Here is a 19421-nt window from a genome sequence, read left to right on the forward strand (position 1 = left end):
GATGTTTTTATATGTTCGAGCTTCAAGAGCATGAGCCCCGATTCTCAGTTGAAAAAGACCCTGGATGCATGGCTTGCGCGGCGCGCGGACGGTATACGTGCGCCCCTCAGGATGGCCGTCGCAATGGGACTGACGGCAGGAGTCGCCGTGATCGCACAGGCGGCGTTGTTGGCGTGGATCGTCAACGCGGTCATCCTCCGCGGCGCGGCGCTCGCGACAGTGTGGCCGGCACTGGCGGCCATGCTGCCGGCGATCGGTTTGCGCTTCGTCGCCGTGCAGGCGGCGCAGCGATATGCGTTCGCCGGCGCGGCGACCGTGCGCGCCGCGTTGCGCGCGGAGCTCGTTCGCAAGATCCAGGCGCTCGGTCCCGCATGGCTCGCGAACGAGTCGAGCGGTGCGTTATCGAGCCATCTCGTCACGGGAGTGGAGGCGCTCGAGGGCTACTATGCACGCTGGCTTCCGCAGCGCGCGTTGAGCGCACTCTTGCCGCTCGCGCTCGTCGTCGTGATATTTCCGCTCGACTGGGTATCGGGTCTCGTGCTCGTATTGACTGCGCCGCTCATCCCGCTTTTCATGACGCTGCTCGGCAAGGATGCGGTGGCCGCGAACCAGCGCCAGTGGCGCCGGCTCGCGCGCTTGAGCGCACGCCTGCTCGACACCCTCGCGGGCCTCGCGACGCTCAAGCGTTTCAACGCCAGTCGGCGCGAAGCGGAAATCGTCGCCCGCGTGTCCGAGTCGTATCGGCACAGTACGATGCAGGTCTTGCGGATCGCGTTTTTGTCCTCGGTGGCGCTCGAATTTCTGTCGACGGTCAGCATTGCGATCGTCGCCGTGCTGATCGGCTTCAATCTGCTCTATGCGAAGGTGCATTTCCAGCCGGTGTTCTTCGTGTTGCTGCTTGCCCCTGAGTTCTATCTGCCGTTGCGTACGCTCGGCACGCACTATCACGCCCGCATGGAGGCCATTGCGGCCGCGGAGCGTATCGTCGACATCCTGAGTGCACCGTTACCGGAGCGTTGCGCTGCGCGGGCGACGCTGCAGCCTGCGCAGCCTCACCGCATTCGTTTCGAGCGCGTGTCGTTCGCGCATGCCGAAGGCCGCACCGCGGTCGATGCGCTCAGCTTCGTTGCCGAGCCCGGCGAAATCACGGCCCTGGTTGGCCCGAGCGGAGCGGGTAAGAGCACCGCCCTCAATTTGCTGCTCGGCTTCGCGTTGCCCCGAAGCGGTTCGATTTGGATCGGCGACATGGACCTGTCGGCCATAGACGAAGGCAGCTGGCTCGCGAACGTGGCATGGGTGCCGCAGCGCGCGCACCTCTTCGCGGGTACGGTGCTCGACAATCTGCGGCTCGCTTCGCCCGGCGCCTCGCTCGCGCGCGTGCGCGAGGCCGCCGAGCTTGCGGATGCGCACGAATTCATCGAGGCGTTGCCCGCCGGATACGACACGCCTGTCGGCGAGCGTGGCGTGGGCTTGTCCGGCGGTCAGATTCAACGTCTTGCGCTCGCCCGTGCCTTTCTCAAGGATGCGCCCGTGGTACTGCTCGACGAGCCGACCGCCCATCTCGATGCGCGTACGCAGCAACGCATTCATGCCGCGATCGGTCGGCTCGCGCGTGGACGGACGGTGCTGCTTGCAGCTCACCGGCCGGCCACTGCGCAACTGGCGACGCATATCGTCGTCATCGATCGCGGACGCGCCCTCGAGAGCGGATCGCATCGGGAATTGATGTCCCGCGACGGCCTTTATCGCCGTCTGATGCGAGCCTACGACACGCACGATGCGCATGCAGATGCGGTTTCCGGAGTTGTATCGTGAGCGCCTCGCTGCGATCGGACCGGCCGAAGCATTCCCGCGTGCGTCTTGCGCACGAGGCTCGCGCCGATTTCATCCGCCTCGTTCTGCTCTTTCGTCCGTACTGGAAGCGGATGGCGCTCGGTGCAGCCGTCTCGCTCGCGACACTGCTTGCCAATGTCACTCTCATGGCGCTTTCGGGCTGGTTCATCGCCTCGATGGCGCTCGCGGGTATCGCGCGGACGGCTTTCGACTACTTCACCCCGGCGGCGGCGATCCGCGCCTGCGCGATCGTTCGTACGCTTGGGCGTTACATCGAACGGCTCGTCACCCACGATGCCACTTTGCAGTTGCTGGCCCAACTGCGCGTCTGGTTCTACTCTCGTATCGAGCCTCTAGCGCCGGCTCGCCTGGCCGATCTGCGCAGCGCCGATCTCCTGAGCCGCATTCAGTCCGATATCGATAGTCTCGATCACGTTTATCTGCGGGTTCTGCTGCCGATTATCGTAGGCGCCGTTGGTGCAGCGATCCTGATCGCTGCCACGGCCGTTTTCAGCCTGCCGGCGGCACTCGTGCTGTTCGTTTGCCTGCTGTTTGCCGGCGTGGTGCTGCCGGCTTATCTGCTGGCCCGCGCGAACGAGCCCTCGCGTGCATGCGTGGCGCTGCGCGCGCAAATGCGCGAGGCAGTCGTCGACGCCATGCAGGGGTCGGCCGAACTGCGTGTCTACGGCGGTGAGGCATGCTATGCGCAGCGCATCGACGCGCTATCGGCGGAACTCGTCGCCAGGCAGGCCGCGGTGAACCGGCTCGATGCACTCTCGCAAGGGACGCTCGTCGTAGCGGCATCGCTGGCGATGTGGGCGACGCTCGTGCTCGTCGTTCCATCGGTGAGCCGCGGTGCCTTGCCGCCGGCTGATCTGGCGATGTTGGCGCTCCTCGTATTGGCCGCGTTCGAAGCCGCGATGCCGTTGCCGCTCGCCATGCAGATGCTCGGCGAGAGTCTCGCGGCCGCCCGGCGTATTTTTGCGCTCGTCGATGCGGCGCCTGCCGTGGCCGACCCAGCCGAGCCGCATGTGCCGCGCGGCGCCGCGCTCGCGTTCGAGGGCGTCTTCATGCGATATCGGGAGGGCGACGATTGGGCATTGCGCAATGTGTCGTTCGAGTTGCCCGAGTGCGGTCGCCTCGCGGTGGTCGGCGCGAGCGGCGCGGGAAAATCGAGCCTGGTCAACGTGCTGCTGCGCTTTTGGGACTATCAGGCCGGCAGCATCCGGCTTGGCGATCGCGAGTTGCGCGAGTGCGCGGGCGAATCCGTGCGCGCACGCATTGCCGTCGTCTCGCAAGACACTTATCTATTCAACGCAACCGTTCGCGACAATTTGCTGATCGCGCGGCCCGACGCCGACCAAGCGGCGCTGGAGGCGGCATGCCGCAGCGCGCAGCTGCACGATTTCATCACGGACCTGCCGCAAGGCTACGACACGCAGATCGGCGAGGCGGGCGCACGGTTGTCGGGTGGTCAGGCACGTCGTCTGGCGATTGCGCGCGCGCTGTTGCTCGATGCGCCGATTCTCGTTCTCGACGAGCCGACCGAAGGGCTCGACAGCATCACGGAGCAGGCACTGCTGCATACCGTCATGGCGTTGATGCGAGGACGCAGCGTGCTGCTGATCACGCACCGCCTTTCGGCGCTGACCGAGCTTGTCGACGAAGTCCTCGTCATGGACGCCGGCGGCATCGTCGAACGCGGTGCGCCGGGCAGGCTGGCCCGCGGGCAGGGGCCGTTTTCCGAGCTATGGCGATGCGATTCGCGCGAACGCGTCAACCCGCCGCTGCCTCGGCGGGGTCGCCGGCCTGTGCGGCACGCCGCACCATGACGCGGTTGCGCCCGGCCACCTTGGCCTCGTAGAGCATCTGGTCGGCCTGCTTGAGGAGTCCCTCGAGCTCGGCGGCCGCTCCCGTAGCGATGGCAATGCCGAAGCTCGCGGTCATCTGACAGCGCGTACCCGAGTCGGTATCCACGGCGGCGCGGGCGATGTCCTGCCGCATGCGCTCGGCCATCTCGCGGGCAGCTTCGGTGTTTTGCACGCGCGTCATCACCGCAAACTCCTCGCCGCCGATGCGCGCGACGATATCCGAGCGCGCGAAGTGAGTGTGGCAGAGTTGGGCGACCCTGCGCAGCGCTTCGTCGCCGACGGCATGGCCGTAGGTGTCGTTGACGCGCTTGAAGTAGTCGATATCGAACATGATCAGCGCGATGCGTGACGAAGGATCATAGGGCTGCCGGCATAAGGCGCCTGCACGCCCTTCGAAGGCGCGCCGGTTCAAAAGCCGCGTGAGCGGGTCGGTCTCGGCCATCGTCGCCAACTCGTCGATCAGGCGTGCGCGGTCGGTTTCGAGCCGCGCGCGTTCGATACTGTTCTCTTTCAGGACGCGCAGCGCATCGAACATCACGCGGATATCGTCCCGGCTGAACGAACACGGTACCTGATGATCGAGGTTCCCGGCCGCGATGGCCTGGATGGCCGCGGTGGCCTCTGCGAAAGGGCTGACCACGTCGCGCCTGAAGCCGACGATGAGCAAGCCGAGGGCGATCAGCAACAGCACTTCGCCGCCGGCCGTGGTAACCGCGGCCGCCAGCGCGGCATGGCGGTTGCGCTGTAGTTCGGACGCCGTCTTCTCGAGGACTGCATCGCGAAAGCCGACGATCGGCCTCATCGTGGGCACATACTCCTCGGCGAAGCGGCCCGTGGAGATGCCGGCACCGATCGGCCGATCGGCAAGCGCCTGAACGGAGGCGACATAGCGCAAGCCGTCGCCGAAATACCGGGTGTTGACGGCGGCGAACGCTTCCGCGCTCAGCAACGGATGCTCGACCATGCGCGCGTCGATGAGCGCGCGTATCTGGTCGATGCGGCCGTGCGTCTGCGCGATCGCGAGCTTTTCGTCGATCGTCAACTGACGCCGCATGGCCAGCGCGCTCGTGAAGCGCGAGCCGAGCCGGCCTGCATGCTCGCGCAGATCGGCGGCCAGACGCGAGATGATGAGGCAATTCATGGTGTTGGGATCGCCGCGCGCAACCGCCGAGGTCTGCGAGACCGCCACGGGACTGAAGCCGTCGACGATCGAGAACATGCGATGAAGGACGTTCTCCAGCGCGCGGTCGTCGCGCGCCGCGCGCGGCATGGCCGCGAGGCGATCGACCTGAACGCGTGCCGCCGTCAGCTCGCTTTTGAGCTGACGCACGATCGCGTAATCGTCCGAGCAGGTGGCGCACTCGTCCGGGCTCAGCGTTTCGAGCAGGCGATTGAGTCGCTCGTCGCTTTCGATGCGCGCACGCTTGAGCAAAACCGTGCGCATAGCTGGGATGGGCAGATCTTCGCCGAGCACGCCGTTCATCGGGCCGCGCTCGGCGGAGATCTTCTCCATCGCGATCAGCGTGGCGCCCAACGAGTGAAAACGGTGCACGGCCGCGTCCGCGTCTTGAAACGCCATCCATTGATGCTTGAGCAGCAAATAGGACAGCAAGAGAACGGGCACGAGCGCGCACGCGACGCCGATATTGAAGCGCCGGCCCATTGGCATCCGGGAATGTAAATTGTCTTTCATGACGCGTCATGCCGGCCACGCGCGAGCGTGGCGGGCGGGGCCTAGCTCCCGATACGAATCGAAACCGGTCGGCACGCGTCATTAGCGGCCGTTCGCCGTTCGCCGAAAGGGCGTATCTGGCTATCGGCAGGCGGGGCGCCAATCTTTATAGCGGATTACGGCTAGCGGGCACGCGTAGGGGAAAACACGTAGACCCCGCTTATCGCAAGAAGCGGGGCGGGGGCGGAGGCCGCCGCGGTGAACGCTCGGCCCCCGGCTGATTCTCCCGTCAATGTAGCCTGCCAAAGACCACGTTTGCGCCTTCCGCAGGCGTCAGGCCAAAGCGAAAGAACCCTTCCAGGCGTTCGGCCATCTCGTTGTCGAGTTCATAGGGGGGTTCGACATAGCCGCTTTTCACTGCCGATTGATACCAGTCGGTGATCCACTGACGCAGTTCGCGCTCCTCGGGCGGCAATTCCCAAGCGTCGTAGCTGCTGCTGGCGTAGGACGTGTTCATGTCGTGGCTCCCATTTCTGTTCGAGTGGTAGTGCGGCGCGCGGGGTGGCCCCGCGCGGGCGGCGCCATCGATAGAAATCGATTTCGCCGCTCGAGAACCATGCTACGCGTATGCGCTCGGTTGTTCGATAGGCGCAGGCGGATTGTCGAGTAAGGATAGGTTGCGCATGGTGTAGGGATTTTCTGGCATGCGTTCAGGCGTGACAGTCCGCGCTCAGTTCGAGGCGAAGCTCTGGGCGAGCCATTCGCGCATCATCGCATAGGACCGGGCCGCGACTTTCGCGTCATAGCGGCACATTCCCGTAGGGCTCGTGGCCTCGGTTTCCGTAAAGCAGTGAACGGCATGGCCGATCTCGACGAACTGCCAGTCGGCCGGGCTTTGCTTCATTGCTTCGACGAATTTGGGGGCGTCCGGCATGGTGAACGCGTCGTCGGCTCCGTTCATGGCGAGCACGCGCGCCTTGATGTTTCGGGCGAGCGCCGGGTTGTCGGTACTCAGATCGCCATGAAAGGCGACCACGGCCTTCGCAGGGGCGCCGCTGCGCGCGAGATCGAGTGCGACCGCGCCACCGAAGCAAAAGCCGATGGCGGCAAGGCGTGCGCGATCGATCGGAGCCCCGGCCGCGGCGGCCTCGAGCTGTTCGAACGCCTTGACGATGCGTTTGCGCATCATGGCCCGGTCCTTGTAGAGCGGCGTGACCGCCGCCTTGGCGTCTTCGTCCCCCTTCGGGCGTGTTCCTTTGCCGTACATGTCGGTGAGCAGGATGACGTAGTCCTTGCCGGCGATCTTCTTCGCCTTTTCGATGGCGATATCGTTGATCCCGTACCAATTGGGCACCATGACGAGGCCCGGGCGCTTCGCCATGGAGTCGTCGTCATAGACGAGCCGGCTATCGAACGTCGTGCCGTCGAGCGTCCATTCGACGGGTTTGACGACCATTTTCGCCAGCACCGGCGAAGCGATGAGGGCGGTCAGCAGCATCAGAACGAGGCGCAGGGCTCGCATGTCAGTATCCTTTCGGCGTTTTGGACGAACGGGTGGAGTGCTTCGACGGGAAGTCCTCATTCTAGGGTGAACAGACTTGCAGCATTAGCCCGCGTTGGCGCCTGCCACTACACAAAGCCGTAATCCTCATCGCACGACATGCAGGTTTTCACGATTCTCGGCGCGTTCGGCCCACGGTGCGGCCGGTATCGTTTTCGGCGTCCGTGCCGCGTTTCTGGCAGCATCGTTGCCCGGTAGACATTGCCAGGCCGGACACCCCGAGCAAGCGTTCGAAACTGCTGTCGCACGAGGGCGTTATGACGAGCGGTCCGGATTTTCGATTGTTCTTTTCAGAGTCCCCTGGCTTTCGACCTGGCACGACGCTCGAACCCGCGGGAGTGAGCCTTCGCGAGGGTACGGCATTCGAGCCGGGATTCGATGACACGGCGCTGCCCCGACAAAGCGTGGCGCTCATGTTCGCGCTTTGTCTGCGCTACGGCGTCGAGCCTGCCGTTCGGTCGCATCCTCCGTCATTCAGTGCGGCGCAAAAGCAGCGCATCGTCGCACCAGCCCAAGTGCAAAAGACCGTGACGGTGCGCTTGGGCGACTCCACGCTGCTGTGCACAGCCACCGGCGATCCATTGCTGAGCCGCGATCTCATGCGCGAGGTGGCTGAACGGTTGGGGCTCGCTCGTGCCAGCGTCAAACGGCTGCATATCAATCCGCCCGGCTGCGATCCTTTGATCGAGTTCGGGATGGCGCCCGGAATGGTGTCGCCGTGGCTGCGTCCGGGGCGGCCGACATCGGTGCGCGCCGTCGTGCTGACCGGGGAGGCGGCGCCCGCTGCGACGGACGAGACCGCAGTGGCGCTTTCGTTGTCGTTGCGGCAAAGCCTTTTCGTTCCTGCGCGCATCGTGCCCGCGATGCTGCGAGACTATGCGGCGCGGGCCTATCCGCAAGTGGCATGGATCGATCTTCGGCGCGAAACGGCAGTGCCGTGAGGCGATCGGCGTCACTGACACCTGGCCGGCGGCATGGCGGGCGCCGCCGTTGTGCGCTTGCGGGTTGACCGCCGGGGCCCGCAGCGACGACTTCCGGGAAGCGAGGCACAGGACTTGCGCGGCAGTAAGAAACCCAACCAATCCATGGGAGAACTGCCATGCCTGAGAAGAAAACCCTCTCGCGTGCCCGTGCCGACAAGCGCGCGGGCAAAGCGCCGAGCACGCAGGCCGGCGAATTCGTGAAGGAAGAGATCGATCACGTGCGCGCCGGCAAGCATGGCGTGAAGTCGGCGAAGCAAGCGGTGGCCATTGGACTGTCGAAGGCCCGCAGGGCGGGTGTGGACTTGAAGCCGCCGAAGAAGGGGGCGACCAGCGAGTCGACGCGCAAGAAGGCGCAGAAGGATCGCGAGGTGGGTCAAACCCCGGCCGCGGCGCGCAAGTCGGCCAGCAAGGAGACTACTGCCAAGCGTTCCCGCACGACGACGGCCGTGCTCAAACACGAGGGTAAAAAGAGCGCATCGCGCGGTGCACTTTCGGCGCAGGCCAAGTCCGCGGCGGCGAAGCGCCCGGCGGCAAGCCGCTCCGCCGCGGCCAAGAAGGCCGCCGCCACCAAGGGCGCGGCTGGCCGCAAAGCGGCCGCGAAAAAGGCCGCGCACACGCGCGCGGCACGCGCGCATCATTGAGCCTTCATCGGCAACGGGGAATGCTCATGAGTCGCGATACCGCCTATTCGAAAACACCGCCGACGCGCGGCGAAGTCGACGCCTTCGTCGGTCCGACGGTCCTGGAGTTCGGCACGGACTGGTGCGGCTACTGCGAGCGGGCGCAGCCGCTGATTGCCCAGTCGCTCCGGCCGCGCGCGCAGGTGCGCCATTTGAAGATCGAGGATGGCCCGGGCCGGCCGCTCGGCCGTTCATTCAAGGTGAAGCTTTGGCCCACGCTGATTTTCCTGCGGGACGGCGCCGAGGTCGCGCGCGTCGTGCGCCCGTCGGATGCCAGCGTCATCGAGGAAGCTGCAGAGCAAATCGATTGACGGCTGGTTGTCCGCGTCCAGAGGCGTGGACCGGCGTTCAAGCATAGGCCTGAACCGCGTGGCGTGCGCCTTCGCGAAGGGCCGACAGCGCTCGAACGAGCGCATCCCGCAAGACGCGGTTGCCCGCGAGCGCTTCGGGAAACACCTCTCTGATGCCGAGCAAGGCGTCGGCGAGCGCTTCTGGCGTATTCGCCGCGGCCTGTGCGGCGTGCGTCAGCCGGGCAGCAAGCGGATCGCTGATCGCATACGGCGCACCATCGTCGCTTCGCCCTCGCAGGAACCGCATCCATGCCGCAACGGCAAGCGCGAGCCGCGGGAACGGCTGGCCGGCAGCCAGGCGCTCGGCGATGGGCCCAAGCAGACGAGGCGGAATCTTCTGGCTGCCGTCCATTGCGATCTGTGCGCAGCGGTGCTTGAGAGCCGGGTTCGCATAACGTTGAAGCAATGCGTCGCGATAAGCGTGCAGGTCGAGCGACGGCGGCACGCTCAGTGTCGGTGCAATTTCCTCGGTCATCATGGCGTGGATCAATTGGCGTATCGATTTCTCGCCGATCGCGGCATCGACCGTTTCGATGCCCGCGAGCATCGAGAGATAGGCGATCGTCGAATGCGTGCCGTTGAGCATGCGTAGCTTTGCGAGCTCGAACGGCGTCACGTCCTCGACCATTTGTACGCCCGCCTGCTCCCATGCGGGGCGCCCCCCCGGGAAACGGTCTTCGACCACCCATTGCCGAAACGGCTCGCAAGGCACCGGCATCAGATCGGTATAGCCGAGCGCCGCGGATGCCGATTCGCGATCCGCCTCAGTCGTCGCCGGTACGATCCGATCCACCATCGTCGAGGGAAACGATACGTTTCCGACGATCCAGTCCGCAATGGACGGATCCAGCGCCCGGGCGTAAGAGGCGACGGCCTGGCGCGTCGCTGCGCCGTTATGCGCTAGGTTGTCGCAACACAGCACCGTAAACGGATCGGCCATGCGGCGGCGCAGCGCGGCGACGAGTATGCCGGGAACCGTCGACGGCGCGTCGGGATGCGCCAAGTCATGGGCAATGTCAGGGTGCCCCAGATCCACATCGCCCGTTTCAGTGTCTCGGCAGTAACCTTTTTCGGTCACCGTCAGCGACACGATGCGGACACACGGATCGGTGAGCCGCTCGAATAGCCGCGCGCGATCGTCGGGCAGCGCGAGCACTTCGCGAACGATGCGCGCAAGCGTGATGCGTTCGCCATCGGGGCCGCGCTCGATGACGCTATAGAGCCCTTGCTGGGCGGCGAGCGCATCGCGCTTGCCCGTATCCGCTTTCAATGTGACGCCGCAAATGCCCCAGCCCCCACCTGCGGCCACAACGGCCTGCTCCGTATAGAGCGCCTGATGGGCGCGATGAAAGTTGCCGATGCCCAAATGCACGATACCGATGTCGGGCTCGCGCCAGCCCGGCGATAGAAGGTGCGCTGTCAGCTCGGGCAGCGCGTGACGAGTCAGACGAGGAGCAGGGGTCATGAGGCGAATATCCGGGTTATCCCTTGGAGTCAATCAAACATACTTGTATGGTAGCATGAGCCAACATCGAAGCAGATGCAAGGACTCACCCTATGAAAATCGTTCGCGCGGATGTCATCGTCACCTGTCCCGGTCGAAATTTCGTCACATTGAAGATCGTCACGGACGAAGGCGTTCATGGCATCGGGGATGCGACGCTCAACGGCCGGGAGTTGGCGGTGGCGTCGTATCTGAAGGACCACGTCTGCCCGGCGCTCATCGGCCGCGATCCCGGGCGTATCGAAGACATCTGGCAGTTCCTCTACAAGGGCGCCTATTGGCGGCGCGGCCCGGTGACGATGACGGCGATCGCGGCCGTCGACGTGGCGCTGTGGGACATTCTCGGCAAAGTGTCGGGGCTGCCGCTTTACCGGTTGCTCGGCGGCGCTTCGCGCGAAGGCGTAATGGTGTACGGGCACGCGACGGGCACCGATATTTCCGAGGCGCTCGATCGATACGCCGAGCATATCGAGGCGGGCTACAAGGCGGTTCGCGTGCAATGCGGCGTGCCGAATATGCGCTCGGTCTACGGCGTGGCGAAAGGCGGGGGCGTCTATGAGCCGGCCACCAAAGGTGTCGTACAAGAGCACAGCTGGTCTTCGGAGAAATATCTGGATTTCGTACCGAAGCTTTTCGAGGCCGTGCGCGCGCGCTTCGGTTTCGATACGCATTTGCTGCACGACGTCCATCACCGCCTGACCCCTATCGAAGCGGCGCGCCTCGGTAAGGCCGTCGAACCGTACCGGCTTTTCTGGCTCGAGGATCCCACTCCAGCCGAAAACCAGGCCGGCTTTCGGTTGATTCGCCAGCACACCGTCACGCCCATTGCCGTAGGCGAGGTGTTCAACAGCATCTGGGACTGCAAGCAACTCATAGAAGAGCAGTTGATCGACTATATCCGTGCGACGTTGACGCATGCCGGCGGCATCACGCATCTGCGCCGCGTGGCGGACTTTGCCTCGCTTTATCAGGTGCGTACCGGCTGTCACGGCCCGTCCGATCTGTCACCCGTCTGCATGGGCGCGGCACTGCATTTCGACCTGTGGGTACCGAACTTCGGCGTACAGGAATACATGGGTTTTCCGCAAGCCGCGCTCGAAGTCTTCCCACACGCGTGGCGGTTCGAACGCGGCATGATGCACCCGGGCGAGGCGCCCGGGCATGGCGTCGATATCGACGAGGCGTTGGCCGCGCGCTATCCCTACGACCCGGCCTATCTTCCCGTCGCGCGACTCGAAGACGGCACCCTCTGGAACTGGTAAGGAGTCCTCTCAATGCTGGCAGCCGTGCTTCATGAGCCGAAGCTCATTCGTGTCGACGACATCGAACGTCCCGAACCCGGCCCGGGGCAGGTTCGCGTGCGCGTACGCGCGGGCGGCATCTGCGGATCGGACCTGTCCTACTACTTCAAAGGAAAGAGCGGAGACTTCGCCGTTCGAGAGCCGTTCATCCTCGGGCACGAGGTGTCGGGCGAAATCGACGCGCTCGGCCCGGGAGTGCCGGAATCGAGCGCGGCTGCCGGGGTCGCGGTGGGTCAGCGCGTCGCGGTCAATCCGGGGCTGACCTGCGGGCGCTGCCGCTATTGCGTGGCAGGCATGCCGAACCATTGTCTCGACATGCGCTTCATGGGCAGTGCTTCGACGTTCCCACATAGCCAGGGCATGTTCAGGCAGTACATCGTTGTTGCCGAGCATCAATGCGTGGCGGTACCCGAGACGCTCGATTTCGCGCAGGCGTCGATGGCCGAACCGCTCGCGGTGGCGCTGCATGCGATTCGCCGTGCCGGCTCGCTCGTCGGCGCGCAGGTGCTCGTCGTCGGGTGCGGTCCGATCGGCTGCCTGTTGCTGGCTACGGCGAGCCGTGCCGGCGCGCATCGGCTCGTGGCCATGGATCTTTCGAAGCGGGCCCTCGATATCGCGCGCGCAATGGGCGCCGATGAAACCGTCGATGCAGGCGATACGAACGTGGTATCGCGCTGGGCCGAGGCGCGCGGCACGTTCGATGTCGTCATCGAGGCGTCCGGCAGTCCCGCCGGGCTCGATACCGCGCTGCGCGCCGTGCGCGCGGGCGGCACCGTCGTTCAGGTGGGCAATCTGCCCGCCGGGCAGTCGCCGGTCGCGGCGAACCTCGTCATGTCCAAAGAGATTCGCTACACGGGCTCGTTCCGCTTTGCCGACGAATACGCCGTGGCGGCGCGGGAGATCGCGCAAGGCAAGCTCGACTTGCGGCCGCTGATGACGCATTCGTTCTCGCTATCGCAGGCCAATCATGCATTCGAGGTGGCGCACGATCGGTCGCAATCGATGAAGGTTCATCTGCAGTTCGATTGAGTTGACGCGATGCGAACGGGCGCTTCGTGCCGGTCTGCATTTGCATTTTCAGGTTTGTCGAACACGCCCGCAAAGAGGCGCGACAGCTTTGTATCGATGAAAGTCAGCGCTGACGCGCTAAGGAGACGCAATCATGTTCAAGAGCCAGCGATGGTACATCGTCGCCTTGTTTTTCCTGGCAGGCCTCGTCAACTACCTCGATCGCGCAGCGCTCTCGATCGCGGCGCCGTTGATTCAGCAAGACCTGCACTTCACGCATGCGCAGCTCGGCGTCGTGTTCAGCAGCTTTTTCGTGGGCTACGCCATTTTCAACTTCGTCGGCGGGGTGCTGTCGGACCGCTTCGGCGCGAAGCGCGTATTCGGCGCCGCCATGGCGATCTGGTCGATTTTCTGCGGTGCGACGGCACTTGCAACCGGCATCGCTTCGCTGATCGTGCTACGCGTGCTGTTCGGCATGGGCGAAGGGCCGTTCAGCTCGTCGAACAGCAAAATGGTCAACAACTGGTTCCCGAAGCGCGAAGTCGCCAGCGCAATCGGTGTCATCAGTTCCGGAACGCCGTTGGGCGGCGCGCTCGCAGGGCCTGTGGTCGGCTATCTTGCCGTGCGGTTCGGCTGGCGCTGGGCCTTCGTCGGCATCATGGTGCTCGGGCTGATATGGCTCGTCGCCTGGGTGACGACGACGACCGACGAGCCGCGCGATCATCCGCGCATTTCCCGCTCCGAGCTCGAGCTGATCGAGAGCGGGCAGCAACAGCGCGACACAAGTACCGCAGGCGCCATCGACGAGGAGTCCGCGCCGCTCACGCATTTTCTGCGGAAGCCGCTCGTGCTCGCCACGGCATGCGCGTTTTTCGCCTATAACTACGTGCTGTTTTTCTTCCTCTCGTGGTTCCCGACCTATCTGACCGAGGCGCATCACCTCAGTCTGCGCGACATGAGTATCGCAACGGTCATCCCGTGGCTGCTCGGAAGCGTCGGGCTTGCCTCGGGCGGCTTCATTTCCGACGCCATTCTCAAGGTCACGGGACGACCGTTGCTGTCGCGCCGGATCGTGCTCGGCGTATGCCTTGGCGCGTCGGCGCTGTGCGTCGCGCTCGCGGGTGGGGTCCAAAGCACATCGGGCGCCGTTGCGCTGATGTCGGTCTCGATTTTCTTTCTCTATGTGACGGGTTCCGTGTACTGGGCCGTGATCCAGGATACGGTGCCGCGCCGCCACGTGGGCGGTGTCGGCGGCTTCGTGCACTTTCTCGCCAATCTCGCCGGCGTTATCGGGCCGGCCGCGACGGGTTTCATCGTGCAAGCCGCGCACGGCTCGTACGCGAGTGCGTTCGTCCTGGCAGGCGGCATTGCGGTGGCAGGCGCCGTCTGCTCGATCGTGGGCATTCGCGAGCCGCGCCCAGCGGGCGTTCGGGTGGGACGCGCATGGTAGTATGGTGGGATATGAAAACCACGCTTTCCACCGCTTCGATTCCGCGTTCCGCCTCGCCGACCGGCCGGCCGGCACCCGTTGCAACGGTCAGGCGGCGCGGCGGGTTGGCCGCTGCACCGCGCACCGCGCTTCCCGACCTGGCCGCGCAGGTTTCGCTCGATTCCCATGAGCCGATCGGCGCACAGATTTTCCGGGCGTTGCGCCAGGCGATTTTCGTAGGGCAGATGGTCCCCGGCACGCCGTTGTCGGAAAAAGAGGTGTCGGATATGTTTCACGTATCGCGACAACCTGTGCGTGAAGCGTTCATCAAGCTCGCCGAGGCGGGCGTGTTGCAGGTATTGCCTCAGCGCGGTACGTTCGTGCGCAAGATTTCGCCGCGAAGGGTGCGCGAGGGGCGTTTCATTCGCGAGGCGATCGAGACCGCCGTGGCACGCAAGGCGGCAGAATCGATTACCGATGATCAACTGCTGCAGCTCGGCGAAAACCTTCGCGATCAGAAGCTCGCCGCAAAGGTGAACGACACCGCGCGATTCCTTGCGCTCGACGAGGCGTTTCATTATTCCATTGCGCAATCGATCGACTGTATCGCGGCTTGGGAAACGATTCAGGATATCAAGGCGCAAATGGACCGCGTGCGTTATCTGAGCCTGCCCGAGGTTTCACCGCTCGATTTGCTGATTCGCCAGCACGCGAAGATCGTGTCCGCGTTGCGCGCGCACGATCCCGCCGCGGCGGAGCAGGCGATGCGCGCACACTTGCGGGAAATCCTCGTTTCACTGGGCCCTGTCGCCGCTCGCAATCCCGATTGGTTCGACGCAGACGAGCCGGAGCGCGTATCGCTGTGCACCTGAGCACGGTGCATGCGACGAGATTGGATGCGTCATCGCACCCGCAGACGGTAGGACGAAATGGCCTGGGGCGGCAGATCGACGTGAAGCATATCGAGCAACTGCCCCATGCCTGAGAAGACCTTATAAGCGCTCGCCGTCTGAGCATACTGGCCGCTGATGTAATCGATGCGCGCGCTGTAGTACTCGCTTTCGGCGTTGAGCAGATCGAGCAGCGAGCGCTGCCCAATGCCGAATTGCAACCCATAGGCTTCGCGTGTGGACGCGCTCGAGCCTACGTACTGCGCGAGGACGGCGGTACGATCACGCGCGGTGCGGTAGGCGTTGAATGCAAGCGAGACAGTTTCCTGCACTTCGCGACGCGTATGGTCGCGTTGCTCCTCGGCTTCGCGAATCTGCGCTGCGGCTTCCCCGATTCGTGCCTTGTCGGCACCGCCACTGAAAATATTGAAGCGCAGCCGAAGCATGACGCGACGATCCGTGCTGGGGCCGAGCATGCTTTCGCGGTCATGCGCGGTGCTGACTTCGAGATCGAGGCGCGGCCATAGCGCTGACTTTGCGACGTTGTACTGGGCGCGCGCCTGGTCGACGTCCGCGTCGGCTCCGCCGAGCGAAGGATGGCGCGCCAACGCGGCATCCACAGCCAGTTGCTCGGTAGGCGGGATCGCCTCCTCCTGCGCGATGGGCTTCATCAGCGCCGCCGGCGGCACGCCGACCAGACGTGTGTACGCGATTTCCGCATCCTTCAGGCTGCTTTGCTCCGAGCGCAAGTTGTCGCTGGCCAACGCCAGACGAGTTTCAGCCTGATAGAGATCTGCGCGTCGTCCAACGCCACGATCGCTACGCAACTTGATCTGCTCGTAGATGCGGCGATGTGCCTCGATGTTGTCTTCGGCCGCGGCAGTTGTTTCTTTCCGGCGCAATACTTCGAGATAGGCACCCACGACGCGCAGCGCCACATCCTGTGCCGTCGCTGCCACTCCATAACCAGACGATTCGATGCGCGCCCTTTGGCGTGCGACTTCGCTTTTGACGCCCGCGCCGTCGAACAGCATTTGCGTCAACGTAACGTTGGCGGTGCGATGCGTGAAAGTAGTGCGATTCAAACCGAGTAGGCGCGTTTCGGTGTCGTCGCGTCGCTCCCGGCCGATGCCGGCATCGACATCGAGACGCGGCAAGTAGCCGGCTTGCGCTTGTTTCAGCGCTTGATCCGCTGCCTCGCGATGATAATCCGTGGCAAGCACTTCGGGATTGGTTGCGACGGCCTGTTCGACTGCCTCTTGAAGGGTCTGTGCGCAAGCGTCTGAAGCATCGACGGTTATCGCGGCCAGCAATAAAAGCATTGCAAGCCTTGGCCTATTTTTATTCATTGCGCATTTCCTGTAACCCCAAGACCGCTATCTCATGATGCCGAAGCAAAAAATACCGCCCCCGGTGCTTCGGCATCATTCGACGATTTATATTGCTTGAGATACGTTGCGCTTTCAATCAGGAGAATCCCGTTAAGCGGATTCCGACACGGGTTCTTCCGATATCTCCGTTAATACTCCTGGACATGCGGCAAGGCCGGCGCAATATACGTGACCAGCGTGCCGCCGCTCTGGTCTTGCGCGAGCTGGAACCCTCCACTGGACAGATTGCCTTGCATCGCAACCTGAGCTGTGTGGACGCCATCGCTGACGGTCAGCGTGCCACCTGTTCCCGCATCGTTTGCCGTGAAGCTGAGCGTCGTGTGGTCGCTATAAAGTACGTCTGCCAGGTCCAGCTTGTCGCCGGTCGTAAAGCCCGAGACGGAACCGCTGAAGCTTTCGGCGCGATCGAGCTGGAGCGTGCCGGCTGCGCCGTCCGAAAACGCGGTATTGGTTGCCGAGGCGCCACCGAATTCCAGTGTTGCCGCACCGCTGATCGTGGCGGCCCCGTTTCCGGTCACGTCGCCGTGTATCGTCAGGTTTGCGCCATTGGCCCAGAGGTTTCCTGTATTCAGTACGGCACCGTCGACCACGAGACCGCCCGCCCCAGTCGCTTCGAGCGTGCCCGTATTGCTGACGGTGTTACTGCCGGTATCGATCACCAACGCATGCGTGCCGTTGGCGACGATCGTGCCACCGTTCGTCAGCGTCAGTTGGCCGGCGCCGATTTGGCCCGCGCCTGCGATCGTATTGTCGACGTTGACGAGCGCCGCATCGGCTGCGCCCCCAAAGATGATGTTGTGACTGTCGTCGGAAAGCTGAACCTGGCCGCCGCCTTCGAGCGTTACATTTTTGACGAGGACTTCGAGGTTCGTTTCGTCGCCGGTCGAAGCAAGTAAGATCGTCCCGGTATTCTCGATGGTTCCGCCGATGGGCAGCATGGCGCCATCGTTGATCGTCAGGATGCCTGTATTGGTAGTCACGGGCTCTTGATCGAACACGAAGTTGCTGGCTGTCAGGTCCGCCGAATGCACGCCGTCGACCGTAATGCTTTGGCCGGCACCGAGTGTGATGACTGCGTTGCCATTGGCGTCATCGGTCATGTGTGACTGTACATCGCTGAAGCTCCCCATGCCGGCAAATCCGACCAGATCGATTTTGTCGGCTCCAACATCAAGGTTATGCAGCGTATCGTTACCTATCGGTTGCGCGAAGACGAAGAGGTCGCTCGCGCTCGAGCCGCTCAGGTGGTCATAGCCAGACCAAGCGAAAATGGGGGCGTTGGCCGCGTAGGCTTCGACGTTGTCTGAGACAGTGAGCGACGAGTGGCTGCCGTCGGCGTTGGTCCAGTTCTCCGTTACGTTCAGTACCGTTGCGCCAGTGAAAGACGCGGGGGGCGTAACGGAGAGTCCGCTCAGATCGTGTGTCGACACGAGCCAGGAGCCGTTGCCGAGGTCGGTCCCGGCGCTGAGTTTCCAGTCGGCCGGCATGCCGGAGATCGTTACCGTGAGATCGGCTGCGCCGTTCGATGGATCCGCCAATGCCAGATTGATGTCAGATCCGGCGATTCCGGCAGGAGCTGTGTGTTGCAGTGATCGCGTATTGCCCGCGAGGTCCCACTCGGTCACCGTAACGGAGTCCTTGTTCAGATTGAGAGTCTGGTTCGAAAAGCTCCACGTTCCCGGGCTTTGCTGTGTTGCCAGATAGTCGACACCCGTCGAATTGTCGTGAATCGTGACCTTCCAGACATTCGATGTGTCGGTGGTGGCTGTCAGTGTGTGCCCGCTGTACTGCCAGGTCAGCGTGGAGGGCGCCGTGGTGTCCAGTGTGAAGTTCAATGCGGTGGCGGCCGAAGTGTTGCCGGCGACGTCTACTTGACGCACCTGCAGCGAGTTCGGGCCTTCGGCGGCGGTAAAGGTGGTCGTCCAATGAGCACCGTTATCGGTGCTGTACTGTACGGTGGCGCCGGTCTCGATACCGCTCAGATTCAGTGTGCCGACGTTGGTGATGTGGTCGGTCGTGCTGCTGCCGGAATCGGTGGCAAGGGTCACGCCCGGGGCAGCGGCCGTCGTATCGAGGGTAAAGCTGAAACTCGTGGCGCTGGAGACATTCCCGGCTACATCGGTTTGGCGCACTTCGACGCTGTTCGACCCTTCGACGGCAGTAAAACTGGTGCTCCAGCTTTGGCCACCATCGGTGGAGTACTGTACGGCGGCGCCGTTCTCGACACCGCTCAGATTGAGCGTGCCGATGTTGGTGATGTGATCGCTCGTGCTGCTGCCGGAGTCGGTGGTAAGCGCCACGCCCGGCGCGGCCACCGCTGTATCGAGCGTGAAGCTGAAGCTGGTGGCGTTGGAGACATTGCCGGCAGCATCGGTCTGGCGCACCTCGACAGAATTCAGCCCCTCAACCGCACTGAAACTGCTGGTCCAATGAGCGCCGTTATCGGTGGAGTACTGTACGGTGGCGCCGTTTTCGATACCGCTGAGGTTGAGCGTGCCGATGTTTGTGATGTGGTCGGTCGCGCTGCTGCCGGAGTCGGTGGCAAGCGCGACGCCTGGGGCGGCCGCCGCCGTATCGAGGGTGAAGCTGAAGCTCGTGGCGCTGGAGACATTCCCGGCTACATCGGTTTGACGCACCTCGACGCTGTTCGTGCCTTCGGTGGCGGTGAAACTGGTGCTCCAGCTTTGGCCACCATCGGTGGAGTACTGTACCGCAGCGCCGCTCTCGACACCGCTCAGATTGAGCGTGCCGACGTTGGTGATGTGATCCGAGCCACTGCTGCCGGAATCGGTGGCAAGGGTCACGCCCGGGGCGGCAGCCGCCGTATCAAGGGTGAAGCTGAAGCTCGTGGCGCTGGAGACGTTGCCGGCCACATCGGTTTGGCGCACCTCGACGCTGTTCGTGCCCTCGACGGCGGTGAAACTGCTGCTCCAGCTTTGCCCGCCATC

15 protein-coding genes are annotated in these 19421 nt (G+C 63.9%); 9 read left to right on the forward strand and 6 right to left on the reverse strand.

Annotation, left to right across the window (positions count from 1 at the left end; genetic code table 11):
- Positions 1-30: 30 nt before the first annotated feature.
- A complete protein-coding gene (gene cydD / locus ACO1XS_RS05640) occupies positions 31-1815 on the forward strand; it encodes a thiol reductant ABC exporter subunit CydD (protein WP_331568489.1) in 1785 nt (594 codons plus the stop codon).
- Entirely contained in the window at positions 1812-3665 is a 1854-nt protein-coding gene (gene cydC / locus ACO1XS_RS05645; RefSeq protein ID WP_486390190.1) for a thiol reductant ABC exporter subunit CydC, read from the forward strand. The genes cydD and cydC overlap by 4 nt, the downstream gene beginning before the upstream one ends.
- Here cydC and ACO1XS_RS05650 read toward each other — a convergent pair.
- The 3 genes from ACO1XS_RS05650 to ACO1XS_RS05660 form a co-directional block, all read right to left on the reverse strand.
- Entirely contained in the window at positions 3610-5397 is a 1788-nt protein-coding gene (locus ACO1XS_RS05650; protein ID WP_486390191.1) for a GGDEF domain-containing protein, read from the reverse strand. The genes cydC and ACO1XS_RS05650 overlap by 56 nt on opposite strands.
- 268 nt (positions 5398-5665) lie before the next feature.
- A complete protein-coding gene (locus ACO1XS_RS05655) occupies positions 5666-5893 on the reverse strand; it encodes a hypothetical protein (protein ID WP_331568492.1) in 228 nt (75 codons plus the stop codon).
- Positions 5894-6106: 213 nt separating this feature from the next.
- A complete protein-coding gene (locus ACO1XS_RS05660) occupies positions 6107-6898 on the reverse strand; it encodes a dienelactone hydrolase family protein (protein ID WP_331568493.1) in 792 nt (263 codons plus the stop codon).
- 296 nt (positions 6899-7194) lie between these two features.
- Here ACO1XS_RS05660 and ACO1XS_RS05665 point away from each other — a divergent pair, with 296 nt between their 5' ends.
- The 3 genes from ACO1XS_RS05665 to ACO1XS_RS05675 all read left to right on the forward strand — a co-directional run bounded on the left by ACO1XS_RS05665 (position 7195) and on the right by ACO1XS_RS05675 (position 8911).
- On the forward strand, positions 7195-7878 hold the full coding sequence (locus ACO1XS_RS05665; RefSeq protein WP_331568494.1) for a hypothetical protein: 684 nt from the start codon (positions 7195-7197) through the stop codon (positions 7876-7878).
- Positions 7879-8036: 158 nt separating this feature from the next.
- A complete protein-coding gene (locus tag ACO1XS_RS05670; RefSeq protein ID WP_331568495.1) occupies positions 8037-8561 on the forward strand; it encodes a DUF6496 domain-containing protein in 525 nt (174 codons plus the stop codon).
- A 26-nt stretch (positions 8562-8587) separates the two neighbouring features.
- Entirely contained in the window at positions 8588-8911 is a 324-nt protein-coding gene (locus tag ACO1XS_RS05675) for a thioredoxin family protein (protein ID WP_331568496.1), read from the forward strand.
- A gap of 37 nt (positions 8912-8948) precedes the next feature.
- On the opposite strand, the gene ACO1XS_RS05680 is transcribed toward ACO1XS_RS05675, so the two are convergent.
- The gene (locus ACO1XS_RS05680) at positions 8949-10415 is read right to left on the reverse strand and encodes a mannitol dehydrogenase family protein (protein ID WP_486390192.1); all 1467 of its coding nucleotides are present in this window, start codon (positions 10413-10415) and stop codon (positions 8949-8951) included.
- Between the two features lie 92 nt (positions 10416-10507).
- Between ACO1XS_RS05680 and manD the strand changes: the two genes are divergently transcribed.
- The 4 genes from manD to ACO1XS_RS05700 all read left to right on the forward strand — a co-directional run bounded on the left by manD (position 10508) and on the right by ACO1XS_RS05700 (position 15064).
- The gene (gene manD / locus ACO1XS_RS05685) at positions 10508-11716 is read left to right on the forward strand and encodes a D-mannonate dehydratase ManD (protein ID WP_331568498.1); all 1209 of its coding nucleotides are present in this window, start codon (positions 10508-10510) and stop codon (positions 11714-11716) included.
- A 12-nt stretch (positions 11717-11728) separates the two neighbouring features.
- Positions 11729-12784, forward strand: a complete 1056-nt coding sequence (locus ACO1XS_RS05690; RefSeq protein ID WP_331568499.1) for an L-idonate 5-dehydrogenase — start codon at positions 11729-11731, stop codon at positions 12782-12784.
- 133 nt (positions 12785-12917) lie between these two features.
- Complete coding sequence (locus ACO1XS_RS05695; RefSeq protein WP_331568500.1) at positions 12918-14213, forward strand: MFS transporter; 1296 nt, start codon at positions 12918-12920, stop codon at positions 14211-14213.
- Between the two features lie 11 nt (positions 14214-14224).
- Positions 14225-15064, forward strand: coding sequence for a GntR family transcriptional regulator (locus tag ACO1XS_RS05700; protein WP_331568501.1), 840 nt, complete (start codon positions 14225-14227; stop codon positions 15062-15064).
- 29 nt (positions 15065-15093) lie between these two features.
- Here the strand turns inward: ACO1XS_RS05700 and ACO1XS_RS05705 are convergent, their stop codons facing one another.
- Positions 15094-16431: a TolC family outer membrane protein gene (locus tag ACO1XS_RS05705; RefSeq protein WP_331568502.1), complete on the reverse strand. Its 1338-nt coding sequence runs from the start codon at positions 16429-16431 to the stop codon at positions 15094-15096.
- Positions 16432-16601: 170 nt separating this feature from the next.
- Positions 16602-19421 (reverse strand): beta strand repeat-containing protein (locus ACO1XS_RS05710; protein WP_486390193.1); only part of this gene is annotated, 2820 nt, incomplete at its 5' end.

Source organism: Trinickia sp. (genome assembly GCF_057351765.1).